This is a genomic window from Pseudomonas sp. G166 (assembly GCF_037027455.2).
Taxonomy (GTDB): Bacteria; Pseudomonadota; Gammaproteobacteria; order Pseudomonadales; family Pseudomonadaceae; genus Aquipseudomonas.
Genome location: NZ_CP146985.1, coordinates 1,693,088 through 1,708,582 on the forward strand (window position 1 = coordinate 1,693,088; position 15,495 = coordinate 1,708,582).

The window sequence follows — 15,495 nt, forward strand, 5'->3', positions numbered from 1 at the left end:
GGGCTACTTCAGTTCGGGCAGCCGCGCTTCGTTTTTGACTTCGGTCTGGGCGACTGTGTCGGCCGGCAGCACCACCCGTTGTTTGCTCAACAATTGCCCCATGTTCGCCAGCACCCGGTACATCGAGTATTCCTCGGTGTAACGCACCTCGGTGTAGCGACGATTGGCGTTGTACAGCTCGTTTTCACTGTCGAGCACGTCGAGCAGGGTCCGTTGGCCGAGGCCGAACTGATCCTGGTACGCGGCGCGCACGCGGGAGGTGGTTTCGGCGTATTCCCGGGCGGTGGGGGTTTGTTTACGGGCGTTGTTCATCGCGTTCCAGGCCAGGCGCGTGTCTTCGTTGAGCTGGCGCAGGGCGTTGTTGCGGATGTCCATGGCCTGGTTGATCTGGTGGGCGTTGGACGCCAGCCGGGCCTTGTCGCTGCCGCCGCGGAACAGGTTGTAGTTCATCACCACACCGACCCGCCAGGTGTTGTCGTGGCCTTCTTCGCCACCGATGTTGTTATTGGCACCCACGGCGGCCTCGGCATCGAAGCGCGGGTAGAAAGGCGACTTGGCCACTTCGTACTGGCTCTCGGCAGACTGTATGTCAGCCTGGGCCGATTTCAGGTACGGGTTGTTATCCATCATGCTTTGCTGGGCTTCGCGCAGGTCGGCGGGCATCTCGCCTTTGGTCGAGGGCGGGGTTTCCAGCTCATCGGGCATGCGCCCGACCACGCTGTAGAAATTCGCCTCGGCATCGGCCAGGTCAACCTGGGCGGTGTCGTAATTGTTTTCCGCCAGGGCCCGGCGGGCATTGGATTGGTCGGAGTCGGCGGTGCTGCCCACGCCGCGCTGCGTGCGCAGGCCGATCTGGTCGTTGACCCGCAGGTGCGCTTGCAGGTTGTTCTTGGCCAGGGTCACCAGTTCGCGACGCTTGAGCACTTCCAGGTAGACCTCGATGGTACGCAAGGCCAGATCCTGGGCCGTGCCCTGGGCGTAATAGGCTCGGGAGTTGACCACGCCCTTGGTGCGCTCCACTTCATTGGCGGTGTTGAACCCGTCGAAGATCATTTGCCGCAGGCGCAGCTCCGACTGGGTGTAGGTCAGGATATTGGTGTGGTGATTACCCAAGGCCCGGGTATTGGTGTTGTCGCTGTAACCACGGCCGTAACCGCCATTCAAATCTACCGACGGGTAGAAGCCCCCTCTGGCGACTTTTACATCCTCGTTGGCCGACAGACGGCTATCCACCCGCTGGGCCAATTCCGGGTGAGTGGCGATGGTGCTTTGGATCGCTTCGGTCAACGACATCGCTTGTGCGTGCGAAGAGCAGGCCATGGCCAGCAAAACCGCGCTGTAGAGAGGGGTAAGAACGCGCATGGGGTGCATCTCCTGAGGTCTATAGTGCTTGCTGTCGCCAAAATATTGGCGTGTTTAAGATCAAAACCGTTTCAACCTTGTAACAACACAGCTAAGAACATCCTGCGCGAAACCTAAGAAGAATTTTTCATAATAGTTATGCCGAAAAAAACTTATGTGCTTGAAAAAAACCGGCACATTGTTCAAAGCGAAAGCCTTTGAATCTGCGGGTTCTGACGGCTTTTAGGCGTCAATAAAAGTTCCATGCAAATTTTTAAACGATGTGAAGAAGTGCCGAACAGGTGAATTGCAGGGCGGTTTTTAGCGACGGTTTTTTGTCGTTATGGCGAATGGCTAGCGCCTCCACTGAGGCGAAAGCTGGCAGATTTTCCAGATTGTCTGACCGCCAACCTGAGCACGAATTCTTCACCCAGACAGGTGCCAACCGCGGTTGGCAACGGAGGAAAAGCACATGGCAGCGCTCATCGGTATCGTCAGCAAGGTGGTAGGACAGGTTTTCGCAGAAGCAGTCGGTGGCCTGCGGCGGCCGCTGGTTGAAGGCGATCGGCTCTATGCCGGCGAACACCTGATCACCGGGAGCGAAGGGGCCGTGGCGGTGCATCTGCACAATGGCCAGGAATTGACCCTGGGACGCGGAAGCAACCTGACCCTGACCCCACAGTTGCTCGCCAACCACGCGCCCCATGTCGACACGCCTGAAGCGTTGACACCGAGTAACGCGCAACTGACCGATGTGCAAAAACTGCAACAAGCCATCGCCGCCGGTGCCGACCCGACCCAGACCGGCGAAGCCACGGCCGCAGGCCCCGAGGGTGGCAACCCCGGCGGTGTGGGGGGCGGGCACAGTTTCGTGCTGCTGGAAGAAGTCGGTGGCGAGGTCGATCCGCAGATTGGCTTCCCCACGGCCGGGTTCAACGGGATACCCGAATTCCCGCAACTGCGCCTGGCCGGCGATCCGGACAATAACGGCGATGGCACCGTGCCGCCGGTCACCCCCGAAACGCCAGACAACCCCGTGACCCTCGACGGCGTGGACGTGGAGGGCGGCGAACTGACCACCAACGAGGCCAATCTGGCCGATGGTTCGGCGAGCAACCCGGGTGCGCTGGTGCAAAGCGGCACCTTTACTGTTTCTGCCCCCGATGGGCTGAGCAGCCTGAGCATCGGCGGCATCAGCGTGATAGCTGGCGGTGTGCCCGCAGGCTTCCCTCAAACCATCACCTCGGCGCTGGGCAATACGTTGACCATCACTGGCTACAACCCGGCCACCGGTTCGGTCAGCTATAGCTACACCCTGACGGACAATGAAACCCATCCTGCCGGTGGTGGGGCCAACAACATCACCGAGCAGTTTCCGGTCGTGGCCGTCGACACCGATGGCGACACTGCCACCGGGACCCTGGACGTCAACATCACTGACGACGTACCCCAGGCGATCGACGACAGCCACGCCAACACGGCCTCGGAAACCCTCGTCACCCTCACTGGCAACGTATTGACCAACGATCTCCAAGGCGCTGACCGTATCCCCACCGGCCCCGACAGCGGGCCGATTATTGGCGGGACCTTCACCGGCACCTATGGCACCCTGGTGCTCAACCCCAACGGCACGTACACCTACACCCTGAACACCAGCGACCCGCAATTCGTCGCGCTGCACGGTGGCGGAAGCGGCACTGAGACATTCACCTACACCCTGACCGATGCTGACGGTGACACCAGTACCGCGAATTTAGTGCTGCAGGTGCATAACAACGATGATCCAGTGGTGTTGGTGGGCCTCGATGCCGAAGGTGGCGAGCTATCACTGCAGGAGAAAAACCTCAGCGACGGCAGCAGCCCGGACGCACCGGCCCTGACCCAAAGCGGCACCTTCACCGTCACCGCGTTGGATGGTGTTCAAACACTGAGCGTCGGCGGCATCAACGTCGTCACCGGCGGTGTGGCAGCCGGTTTCCCACAATCGATTACCACCGCGCTGGGCAACACCCTGACCATCACCGGCTACAACGCCACCACGGGCGTGGTCAGCTACAGCTACACGCTGCTGGACAATGAAGCCCATCCAAACGCCAACGGCGCCAACAGCCTGAGCGAGCAGTTTGCGGTCGTTGTCACCGACGACAACGGCACCACCGCCAACGGCAACCTCGACGTGAATATCGTCGACGACCTGCCAAAAGCCGTGGACGACAGCAACGCCAGTACCGCCTCGGAAACCAACCTGACCCTGACCGGCAGCGTGCTGACCAACGACACCCAGGGTGCCGACCATGTGGCCTCCGGTCCGATCACACCCGGCACTTTCACCGGCACCTACGGCACCCTGGTGCTCAACGCTGACGGCTCCTATACCTACACCCTCAACACCGCCGATGCCGATTTCAAAGGCTTGCACGGCGGCGGCAATGGCAGCGAAACCTTCACCTACACCCTGACCGATGCCGATGGCGACACCAGCACCGCGAACCTGGTGCTGCAAGTGCACAACAATGACGATCCGGTGATCATCACCGGCCTCGACACTGAGGGCGGTGAGCTGACGGTCCAGGAAAAAAACCTCAGCGACGGCAGCAGCCCAGATGCCTCGGCGCTGACCCAGAGCGGCACCTTCACCGTCACCGCGCTGGACGGTGTTCAAACACTGAGCGTCGGCGGCATCAACGTCGTCACCGGCGGTGTGGCAGCCGGTTTCCCACAATCGATTACCACCGCGCTGGGCAACACCCTGACCATCACCGGCTACAACGCCACCACAGGCGTGGTCAGCTACAGCTACACGCTGCTGGACAATGAAGCCCATCCAAACGCCAACGGCGCCAACAGCCTGAGCGAGCAGTTTGCCGTCGTTGTCACCGATGACAACGGCACCACGGCCAACGGCAACCTTGACGTGAACATCGTTGACGATCTGCCGACCGCTCATGCTGATTCCGCCTCCGTGGATGAGGGCGGGACGGTCAGTGGCAACGTCCTGAATAACGACGAAGGCGGTGCCGACGGGCCGGCCGCGAGTGGGGCGGTGATCGGCGTGCGCGCTGGCAACGACACCTCGACCCCGGCGCTTGGCGGCCTGAACACCCAGATCAACGGCACCTACGGCTACCTGACCCTGGATGCCAACGGCAACGCTGTCTATCACAGCAACCCGAACACCGTCAGCGCCCCAGGTGCCACCGATGTGTTCACCTACACCGTGCGCGACGCCGACGGCGATGAAAGCACCACCACAATCACCATCGATGTCCACGATGTCTGCCTCGTCGCTACACCAGACCAGGAAGTTAGCGTCTACGAAAAAGCCCTCGACCTGAACCAGGACGGTCAGGACCTGGCTCCCGGCACCGTCACCGGCAGCGCCCCGAGCGCCACCAGCGAGACCGCCAGCGGTAGCCTTGTCGGCTCGGTCAGCGGTGCCGTTGGCGCAGTCACGTTCGCGTTAGTGGGCAACGCCACCGGTGCCTACGGTCAACTGGCGCTTCAGCCCGACGGTTCCTATACCTACACATTGACAGCGCCCGCCACCACCACGCCTCACGCCAACGATGGCCCGAACGTGTTGAGCGAAAGCTTCACCTACCAGGCCACAGACTCGTTGGGCAATACCGTCACCAGCACTATCGTTATCGAGATCGTCGACGACGTGCCCAGCGCCCATGCCGATGTTGCCTCGGTGCTGGAGGGCGGCACGGTCAGCGGCAATGTGCTGGACAACGACGTACTTGGCGCGGACGGGGGCATGGTGATTGGTGTGCGCGCCGGCAACGACACCTCGAACCCGGCGATCGGCGGCCTGAACACCCAGATCAACGGCACTTACGGCTACCTGACCCTGGATGCCAACGGCAACGCGGTCTACCACAGCAACCCGAACACCGTCAGCGCCCCAGGTGCCACTGATGTGTTCACCTACACCGTGCGTGATGCCGACGGCGATGAAAGCACCACCACGATCACGATCGATATTCATGAAAGCTGCCTCGTCGCTGCGTCCGATCAGGAAATCAGCGTCTACGAAAAAGACCTCGACCCGACTCAGGACGGCCAGGACCTGGCGCCCGGTACCGTCACCGGCAGCGACCCGAGCGGCACTGGTGAAACCGCCAGCGGCAGCCTTGTCGGTTCGGTCAGCGGCGCCGTTGGCGCAGTCACGTTCGCGTTAGTGGGCAACGCCACCGGTGCCTACGGTCAACTGGCGCTTCAGCCCGACGGTTCCTACACCTACACCCTGACCGCGCCAGCCACCACCACGCCTCACGCCAACGATGGCCCGAACGTGTTGAGCGAAAGCTTCACCTACCAGGCCACAGATTCCCTGGGCAACACCGTCACCAGCACCATCGTCATCGAGATCGTCGATGACGTGCCCAAGGCTCACTGTGATTTCGCCTCGGTGGTGGAAGGCGGGACGGTCAATGGCAACGTGCTGGACAACGACGTACTCGGTGCCGACGGCGGTGCAGTCATTGGTGTGCGCGCCGGCAACGACACCTCGAACCCGGCCATCGGTGGCCTGAACAGCCAGATCAATGGCACCTACGGCTACCTGACCCTGGACGCCAGCGGCAACGCCATCTACCACAGCAACCCCGACGCGGTTGGCGCGCCAGGTGCGACCGATGTCTTCACCTATACCGTGCGCGACGCCGATGGCGATGAAAGCACCACGACCATCACCATTGACGTGCACAACAGCTGCCTCGTTGCGGAAACCGATCACGAGATTACCGTCTACGAAAAAGCCCTGGACCTGACGCAGGACGGCCAGGACCTGGCCCCCGGCACCGTCACCGGCAGTGACCCGAGCGCCACCGGGGAAACCGCCAGTGGCAGCTTGGTCGGGTCGGTCAGCGGTGCCACGGGCGCCGTCACCTTTACCCTGGTGGGCAACGCCACGGGCGCCTACGGCCAGTTGCTGCTCCATCCTGATGGGTCGTACACCTACACCCTGACCTCGCCGGCCAGCACCACGCCCCACGCCAACGATGGTCCGAATGCCTTGAGCGAAAGCTTCACCTATCAGGCCACGGACGCCTTGGGCAACAGCATCACCGGTAACCTGGTGGTCAGCATCGTCGATGACGTGCCAAAGGCCGTTGCGTCCGAGCGTTCGGTCACGGCGGTGGAGATCGATACCAACCTGCTGATCGTGCTCGACGTCTCTGGCAGCATGAAAGACGCCTCCGGCGTGCCGGGGCTCTCGCGGATGGACCTGGCGAAACAGGCGATCAGCGCCTTGCTCGACAAATACGACGACATGGGCGATGTGAAAGTCCAGCTCGTGACCTTCAGCGGCAGCGCCACCGACCAGAGCACCCTGTGGGTGGATGTGGCAACTGCCAAGACGCTGATCTCGGCGCTGAACGCGCACGGTGACACCAATTATGATGCTGCCGTGGCGATGGCCAAGACTGCGTTCGAAAATCCAGGCCAACTGACCGGCGCACAGAACGTCGGCTATTTCTTCTCCGACGGCAAGCCGACCTTGGGTGAAATCGGCTCGGCAGACGAGGCCGCCTGGAAAGCCTTCCTCGACGCCAACGGCATCAAGAACTACGCCATCGGCCTGGGCAGTGGCGTCAGCAACGCCCACCTCGACCCGCTGGCCTACGACGGCAGCGCCCACACCAACACCAACGCGGTGGTGGTCACCGACCTGAACCAGCTCAACTCGGTGCTTTCCGACACCGTGCAAGGTGCGCCGGTCACTGGCAACCTGCTGGGCGAGGGCGGCTCGTTCGGTGCCGATGGCGGATTTGTCAAAAGCCTGGTGGTCGATGGCACCACGTACAGTTACGACCCGGCGGCCAACGGTGGCCAGGGTGCGCTGAGCGCCAGTGGTGGGGCCAATCACGGCTCCTTCAATACCGTCACCAACACGCTGAGCATCGCCACCGATCACGACGGTACCCTGGTGGTCAACCTGGATACCGGTGCGTTCAGCTACACCTCCCAGACGGCCACCAGCACCTTGATCACCGAGCACATCGGCTACACCGTCAGCGACAATGACGGCGACCTGGCGAGCTCCAACCTGGTGATCAATGTCGTGCCCAACAGCCCACCGATCGCTGTCGATGACAACATCATCACCAACGTGCTGTCGGGCAACATTGTGATCCCGGGTGAGCTGCTGCTGGGTAACGACAGCGACGCCAACGGCGATCCGCTCACCGCTTCGCCCACCAGCTTCAATACTGGCTGGGCCGCCAAGGGCTCGGACTTTACCGGCAGTACCGGCACGGTCAGTTTCACCGGTAACAACGTGCAGTCGATCAACCTCAGCCGCAGCGCCTTTATCGCCAATACCGCGAGCATGACGGCGGCACTGGTGGTCAGCGGTGCACTGGGGATGGTGTCCAGTAACAACACCAACGATGAGGACCGGCTCAACATCAGCCTCAAGCAGGGTGAAACCCTCACCCTGGACCACAACCTGGCGGCCGGTCGCATTGCCATGGAGTATTCACTCAACGGCGGGCCTTTCATCGCGATCAGTGACGGCGCTTCTTTCACCGCGGCAGCGGATGGCAACTACCAGATTCACGTCACCAATATCCCCAATGCGGGCGGTGGAAACGCCAACGCTGCGGAAAACTATCAACTGACCCTGACCGTCAATTACGCCGGCGCCCAGGACAGCACGCCGGATTACCACGGCAGCTACATCGCCAGCGACAACCATGGCGGTAGCGACAGCGCGGCGGTGGGCATCAGCTATCAGGCAGGCCATACCCTGACGGGCACCAGTGGCGACGACGTGCTGTTGGCCGGCAACGGCGACAACACCCTCAACGCTGGCGACGGCAACGACATCCTCAGCGCCGGCTCGGGCAACAACACTTTGCATGGCGGGGCAGGCGATGACTTGCTTTACAGCGGCACGGGCAACGACCTCCTCGATGGCGGTACGGGTAACGACACCGTGAGCTATGCCCACGCGACCGCCGGGGTCACCGTCAACCTGGGGCTGCTGGCGGCGCAGAACACCGTGGGTGCTGGCACGGACACACTGGCCGGTATCGAAAACCTGGTCGGTTCGAACTTCAACGATACCCTCACCGGTGACGGCGCCAGCAACCGCATCAACGGCGGATTGGGCCATGACGTGCTCAATGGCGGTGGCGGCGACGACTTGCTGATCGGCGGTCTGGGCAACAATACCCTCACCGGTGGCAGCGGCGCCGATACCTTCCAATGGCAGGTGGGCAACAGCGGCCATGACGTGATCACCGACTTCACCCCCGGCCTCGATAAACTCGACCTGTCCCAACTGTTGCTGGGGGAAAACGGCAGCGCGGCGTCACTGGACGACTACCTGCACTTCACCGTCACCGGTAGCGGTGCGTCGCTGGTGACCAGCATCGACGTCAGCGCCACCGCCGGCACCACGCCGAACCAGACCATCGACCTGGCCGGCGTCAACCTCGCCAGCCACTACGGTGTCACCCCGGGTGCGGACGGGATGATCGCGGGCGCGGATACGGCGACCATCATCAATGGGATGTTGAACGACCACTCGTTGAAGGTGGACACGGTGTGAGGTGAGCTGAAATGACAAAACCCGCGATTTCCGGTCTGGAAATGGCGGGTTTTTCGTTCTGAAGGGCCGGATACTCTTGCGACTTGGAAAACAGATTTGCAGGGATCACATACGCACTTTGGCGAGGGAATCCAGCGAAACGTCGCACCGCCCCGCTGGGCTGCGCAGCAAGCCCAAAACCAGGCGCCGCAGTGCAACAGGTCAATCTCTTTCAGTTGGTTGGCGACCGCTGCGCAGTCGAACGGGGATAAATCCCCTCGCCACAGGAGGGTGTTGCGCTGGCATCAAGAGCAGATTCGCGGTTTCAAGGCTTGCGCAATGTCTTCTGCTTGAGGATGTAGACCGTCACCAGCACCGCGCTGGTGAGCATGAACCCTCGCGCCCACGGCAGGGGAACCAGGTAGCAGGAAAAGAGGATGCTCACCCACATCAGCCCGATGGCGTAGACCTTGCCTTTGAGCGGAATGCCGTTGCCGCTGAGGTAGTCGCTGATCCAGGGGCCGAGGCGGGGATGGCTCACCAGCCAGCGGTAGAAGCGCGGCGAGCTGCGGGCGAAACAGGCGGCGGCCAGCAGCAGGAAAGGCGTGGTGGGCAGTACGGGAACGAAGATGCCGATGACCCCCAGCGCTACGCTCAGCCAGCCAATGGCCAACAGAACGTAACGCAGGATCAGCGAATGATTGCCGATGGGCGCGGGCACCCGGTCGCTCAGTGGTGGCGCGGCTTGAGAATCGCCGGTTTCTCGTCCGGGGCGTTGCACAGCAGGTACAGGGCGGTGAGGGCTTCCGGGATCTGCACGATCATGTCGTCCATCAGGTTGGCGTCGGCGGCAATGTCGGAGAACTCCGGCTGCTCGTCGAACAGGCCGGAGCCAACCATGATCGGCAGCAGCATTTCGCTGACTTCCTCTTCGGCGGTTTCGAACCAGGCGGCTTCGCGCAGGAACACGCCTTCCATGAAGCCAATGCACCAGCCACGCAGTTCCGAATCGTCCGGGTCATCACCCAGGTCCAGTTCACACGGCAGCTCGAACTCCTCGTCGGAGGCCAACTGACGGGCGATGTGAGCCTTGAGGCCCACCAGCGTGGCTTCGATTTCGGCGCGCTGGGCTTCGTCGCTGTAATGAGGCTCTTCGGCGAATAGCGCATCGATCCACTCACGGTCCGGCACCGTTTCGGAGCAGATCGACAGGGCGGTCAGGTAGCCGTGAGCGGCCACGTAATCCAGCGCTTCATCGTGCAGCTCATCGGCATCGAGGAAGACTTGCAGGCGGGTCAGTTGCTCAGCGAAGGACATTACGGGCTACCTTGGGGAATAAACAATGCGGGAATTCTAGGCCTTCTTGAGCCCACAGGCCAGCCGCGTGGCGTATTTGCCTCTTGAAGGCCCGGGGGGGGGGCACAAATGGGCGGGCACCCCAGATCAAATGTGGGAGCGAGCTTGCTCGCGATGAGGGGCACACATCCAGCACCCTCTCAAAATGACCCGCCGCTATCGCGAGCAAGCTCGATCCCACAGGGACTTGTGACAACAGAAGCGATGTGTTGGGCATCCCGGCTGCCAGCACCTCTTGTCAGCGACGCCCTTCGCAGCGAAGGCCTCGGGTATACTGCCGCGTTTTGTGATGCCCTGCGGCGTCCCGCCGGTCCGAAACGCGCACTTACGATTTGCCGGTGCAGCTTTTGTGATTCTGAACCAGCCTTGCAGGGATGTTTCGGTGATTTTTGGAGTTTTTATGCTCGAACAGGCTCAACGCGTCCTCAAGGACATCTTCGGCTACGACAGTTTCCGTGGCCGTCAAGGTGCCATTATTGAGCGCGTGGCCAGCGGCGGCGATGCCCTGGTGCTCATGCCCACCGGCGGCGGCAAGTCCTTGTGCTTCCAGGTGCCGGCGCTGTTGCGCAACGGCCTGGCGGTGGTGGTTTCGCCGTTGATCGCATTGATGGACGACCAGGTCGCGACTCTCGAGGAACTGGGTGTTGCCGCCGCTGCGCTGAACTCCACCCTCAGCGCCGAGCAGCAGCGGGATCTGGCGGCGAGCATCAAGCGCGGCGAAGTGAAGGTGTTGTACCTGGCTCCTGAGCGCCTGGTGCAGCCGCGCATGCTGGCGTTCTTGCAGAGCCTGGAAATCGCCCTGTTCGCCATCGACGAAGCCCACTGCGTATCCCAGTGGGGCCACGATTTCCGTCGCGAGTACCTGCAACTGGGGCAACTGGCAGAGCTGTTCCCCGATGTGCCGCGCATCGCCCTGACCGCCACCGCCGACAAACGTACCCGCGAAGAAATCGTCGAGCGCCTGCACTTGCAGAACGCCGAGCGGTTCCTGTCCAGTTTCGACCGGCCCAACATTTTCTACCGCATCGTGCCCAAGGAGCAGCCGCGCAAGCAGTTGCTGGCGTTCATCGCCGAGCGCCGCAGCGATGCTGGCATTGTCTACTGCCTGTCGCGCAAGAAGGTCGATGAAGTGGCGGCGTTCCTGTGCGAGCAGGGCTTTCCCGCGTTGCCGTACCACGCGGGCCTGCCCAACGACCTGCGCGCCTACCATCAGAAGCGCTTCCTCAACGAGGAAGGCCTGATCATGGTGGCCACCGTGGCATTCGGCATGGGCATCGACAAGCCCAACGTGCGTTTCGTCGCCCACCTGGACTTGCCCAAATCCCTCGAGGCCTATTACCAGGAAACCGGGCGTGCCGGCCGTGATGGTTTGCCAGCCGACGCCTGGATGGCCTACGGCCTGCAAGACGTGGTGATGCTCAAGCAGATGTTGCAGAACTCCGAAGGCGACGAGCGCCACAAGCGTTTGGAGCAGCACAAGCTCGACGCCATGCTCTCGCTCTGCGAAGAAACCCGCTGCCGTCGCCAGACTTTGCTGGCCTATTTCGACGAAGACATGCCCCAGCCTTGCGGGCATTGCGACAATTGCGTCGACGGCGTGGAAACCTGGGACGCTACTGAGCCGGCCCGCCAGGCGTTGTCGGCCATCTATCGTACCGGCCAGCGCTATGGCGTGGGGCATCTGGTGGACGTGTTGCTGGGCAAGGACAACGAGAAAGTCCGCAGCTTCGGCCACCAGCATCTTTCGGTATTCGGGGTGGGCAAGGCTCGCAGCGAGAGCGAATGGCGTTCACTGTTCCGACAGCTGGTAGCGCGTGGTCTGGCCGACATCGATCTGGAAGGTTACGGCGGCCTGCGCCTGAGTCCGAGTTGTCGGCCCTTGCTCAAAGGCGAGGTCACCCTTGAACTGCGCCGCGACCTCAAGCCGGCGACGGCGGTCAAGAGCAGCAAGAGCCAGGCCAGCCAACTGGTGCGCGGCGAAGAACGCGATCAGTGGGAGGCCCTGCGCGCCTTGCGTCGCAAGCTGGCCGAGGAACACGGCGTGCCACCGTACGTCATTTTCCCCGACTCGACGCTGCTGGAAATGCTCCGCAGCCAGCCAACGTCCCTGGCCGAAATGGCTCGGGTCAGTGGCGTGGGAGCACGCAAGCTGGAGCGTTACGGCGAGGCCTTCCTCCAGGTGCTGGGGGGCGAGGGCGAGGCACCGAAAGCGGTGGCCGATGTACGCCACGAACTGATTACCCTGGCCCGGGCCGGCATGACGCCGATGCAAATCGCCGGGCAGTTGCAATGCTCTGAGAAGAACGTCTACACGATGCTGGCCGAGGCTATTGGTAAACAGCAGTTGTCCCTGGAACAGGCACTGGATCTGCCCGAGGAACTGATGGGCGAGGTGCAGGATGCGTTTCTGGATGGCGAAGGCGAGTTGCCGCCGGTGTCGGAAATCGCCGCGCTGTTTGTCGGCCGGGTACCCGAAGGTGTCCTGTATTGCGTCAGGGCTGCGTTGCAGTCGGAATTCGAAGTTTGATCAATGAGTTACCTTCCTTTAACGATTCAGTACAGGGCAAACCTTGCTTGAATCCGAAGCTCATGCTTAGCTGACTAATAATTAGTTTTTCTCTATTTCAGATCTGATGAGTTTTTATATGCCGTTAACCGACCAACACCGTTTTGGCATGCAGCTGGCACAAATGTCCCGGGGCTGGCGTGCCGAGCTGGATCGTCGCCTGGCCGGGCTGGGCCTGTCCCAGGCGCGCTGGCTGGTGCTGTTGCACCTGGCTCGTTTCGAGCAGGCACCGACCCAGCGCGAACTGGCCCAGAGCGTCGCCGTCGAAGGCCCGACCCTGGCTCGCTTGCTCGACAGCCTGGAAACCCAGGGGTTGGTGCAGCGCCAGGCTGTGGCCGAGGATCGTCGCGCCAAGAAAATCGTGCTCTGTGCACCGGCGCTGCCGCTGATCGAACAAATCGAAACCATTGCCACCCAATTGCGCCGGGAGTTGTTCGAGGGCGTTGACGAGGCAGACATGCGAGTGTGCATGCGGGTCCACGGTACGATCCTGGCCAATCTGGAAAAGTCCTGAGGCAAAACCCTGGCGCCAGACTTTTGAGATTCGGCGGTTAGCGAACTATAACCACTACTAAGCGATCCTATTGCATGCGCTTACGCCGAGGTTGGTTCTGGTAATCGAAAGGGATGCCCATGCTTGAAAGTTTGCAGTCCACGTTGCGCAGTTGGATCAACGTGTCGGTCGTCGTGGGTGCCTTGGGGTATTCAGCTTTGGCGTCGGCGTTGGGGCTTGGGGAGATCACGCTCCATTCCGCCTTGAACCAGCCGTTGCGCGCCGATATTGCCCTGGTCGATGTGGCTGGGGTGACTGAGGGGGATCTATCGGCCAGCCTGGCGACCCCGGACGATTTCAGGCGTGCCGGTGTGGAGCGGGTGTTCTTTCTCAACAGCCTGCGCTTTACGCCAGTGCTACGCGGTGAGCGCAGTTTCATTCGGGTGACCTCCAGCAAGCCCGTCGAGGAACCGTTCCTCAATTTCCTGGTGCAGCTCAATCAGCCCAACGGGCGGGTGCTGCGTGAATACACCGTGCTGATCGACCCGCCGGGCACGCCGGGTATCGTGCCTGCTCGTGACGAGCCTTCCGCCGCTGCCCAGTCCTCGATGGCGAACCAGGCCGCGCCCGCCGTCAAGCCGCCCCCAGCGGTACAGGGCAAGCGCTACACAGTCGCGCAGGGGGACAACCCGTGGATCATCGCCAAGCGCCTGCACGACGCTGGCAGCAACGCTTCGGTCAACGAGTTGATGCAAGGTATCCAGGCCCTGAACCCCGGCAGCGAACGGCTTTCCATCGGGCAGCGCTTGTTATTGCCTGACTCGGCGGTGCTGCCGGCGCCTGCTGACACGGCTGCCTCGACCTCCGCCGCCGTCGACGAGCAATTGGCGGCCAGCGTGCTACAGAACCAGCAGCAACAGAAAACCATCGACGAACTGCAGGCCCGGCTCCAGTCCCAGGATCAGGAAATCGCCGGCCAGCGCAAGCAGATCAGTGAGTTGCAGGCGCAACTGGCCGAGATCAGCCCGGCTTCCCCTGCGTCGACGCCGTCGGCAGCGGAGCCCGCGGCACCCGCTTCGCCGGCGGCCCCACCGCCAGTGACAGAGCAGGCACCCGAGCCAGAGGGGATCAACTGGCTGTGGGTGGCCGGGTTGATGGGCTTGTTGGGGTTGCTTGCGCTGTTAATCTTCCTTCGTCGGCAGCAGCGGGAACAGGCTGATGCACCACTGATGCCCGGACGTCCCGAACCGATGTTGGAGGACGACACCGACGCCTATGCCTCGGCCGCTGACAGCCGGCAGCCCGCGGCCGCCACCTCGTTCAACAACGGTGACACTCCCTTGGGGGATGTACTGGAAGGCGTCGGGATTTACCTGACCTATGGCCGTTTCAGCGAAGCCGCGGGATTATTGCGCGCCGCGTTACTGGCCGAGCCGGACCGCATCGACTTGGGTCTCAAGTTGCTGGAGGTCCTGGGCAAACAGGGCGATGTCATCGGTTTCCAGGCCCAGGAGCATCATCTATTGGCCCAGGGCGTCGACGCCGGAACGCTGGAGGAGATTCGCGGGCGCTATCCCAAGGTTGCGGTTATCAGCGCTCCCGTAGTGGCAGCGGTAGAGCCGTTGGCAGCGGTTCCGGCGCCTGAACCTGCCAGTGTGCCCGGCGACGAATTCGAGCTGAACCTCGATGCGTTGTCCATGGAGGCCAACTGGGACCTGGCCGACGCCCAGGAGCCCCCTCCTGGAAAAAGCGCTGCTGCGGCATCTGCCGCCGAGGCTGCCGGAGGTTTATCACTCTCCGGTTTCGACGAGCCCGACCTGCAATGGGGCGCGCCACTGGAAACCGAGTCGCTGGACGACGCCTTTCTCGACGGGTTTGCCGATGAAGAGCAGACGCTCGAACTGGAGTCGCTCCCCCACGAGTCCATGTCCCTGGAATCTGTCTCCTTCGAGCCCGTCCCCTTCGAACTTCAGGTGCCGGAACACTCGCTCAAACTGGAGCAGGCGCAGAACTGCATCGATGATGGCGACTTGAAGACTGCCATCACACTGCTTGAAGAGTTGCTCGAAGAGGGAGACGAACCCCTCAAACAGACTGCCCGGGTGCTTCTGGCCGGGATTCGCTGAACGCCGGATGGGTGCCCCCTCGCTCCCACAATGGATCTGCGGTGGATGTGGGGATGTGTATTCATATCCA

The 15,495-nt window shown here is 62.2% G+C and carries 7 protein-coding genes; 4 read left to right on the top strand and 3 right to left on the bottom strand.

Annotated elements, in window-relative coordinates; all coding sequences use genetic code 11:
- Window positions 1-3: 3 nt before the first annotated feature.
- Window positions 4-1,362: a TolC family outer membrane protein gene (locus SGN16_RS07650; protein ID WP_210643393.1), complete on the bottom strand. Its 1,359-nt coding sequence runs from the start codon at window positions 1,360-1,362 to the stop codon at window positions 4-6.
- A 451-nt stretch (window positions 1,363-1,813) separates the two neighbouring features.
- On the opposite strand from SGN16_RS07650, the gene SGN16_RS07655 reads away from it, so the two are divergent.
- A complete protein-coding gene (locus SGN16_RS07655) occupies window positions 1,814-8,905 on the top strand; it encodes a retention module-containing protein (protein ID WP_335943647.1) in 7,092 nt (2,363 codons plus the stop codon).
- 304 nt (window positions 8,906-9,209) lie between these two features.
- Here SGN16_RS07655 and SGN16_RS07660 read toward each other — a convergent pair whose 3' ends face one another.
- Window positions 9,210-9,605: a YbaN family protein gene (locus SGN16_RS07660; protein ID WP_210643395.1), complete on the bottom strand. Its 396-nt coding sequence runs from the start codon at window positions 9,603-9,605 to the stop codon at window positions 9,210-9,212.
- An 8-nt stretch (window positions 9,606-9,613) separates the two neighbouring features.
- Window positions 9,614-10,201 (bottom strand): YecA family protein, encoded by a 588-nt coding sequence (locus SGN16_RS07665; protein WP_210643396.1) that lies wholly within the window; start codon window positions 10,199-10,201, stop codon window positions 9,614-9,616.
- 439 nt (window positions 10,202-10,640) lie between these two features.
- Between SGN16_RS07665 and recQ the strand changes: the two genes are divergently transcribed.
- From recQ to SGN16_RS07680, 3 genes are all read left to right on the top strand, one after another.
- Window positions 10,641-12,767 carry a DNA helicase RecQ gene (recQ, locus tag SGN16_RS07670; protein WP_335943648.1) on the top strand — a complete coding sequence of 709 codons (2,127 nt, stop codon included), beginning with the start codon at window positions 10,641-10,643 and terminating at the stop codon, window positions 12,765-12,767.
- Between the two features lie 118 nt (window positions 12,768-12,885).
- A complete protein-coding gene (locus SGN16_RS07675; protein ID WP_003199001.1) occupies window positions 12,886-13,320 on the top strand; it encodes a MarR family transcriptional regulator in 435 nt (144 codons plus the stop codon).
- Between the two features lie 119 nt (window positions 13,321-13,439).
- Window positions 13,440-15,425 carry a FimV/HubP family polar landmark protein gene (locus tag SGN16_RS07680; RefSeq protein ID WP_335943649.1) on the top strand — a complete coding sequence of 662 codons (1,986 nt, stop codon included), beginning with the start codon at window positions 13,440-13,442 and terminating at the stop codon, window positions 15,423-15,425.
- Window positions 15,426-15,495 lie beyond the last annotated feature (70 nt).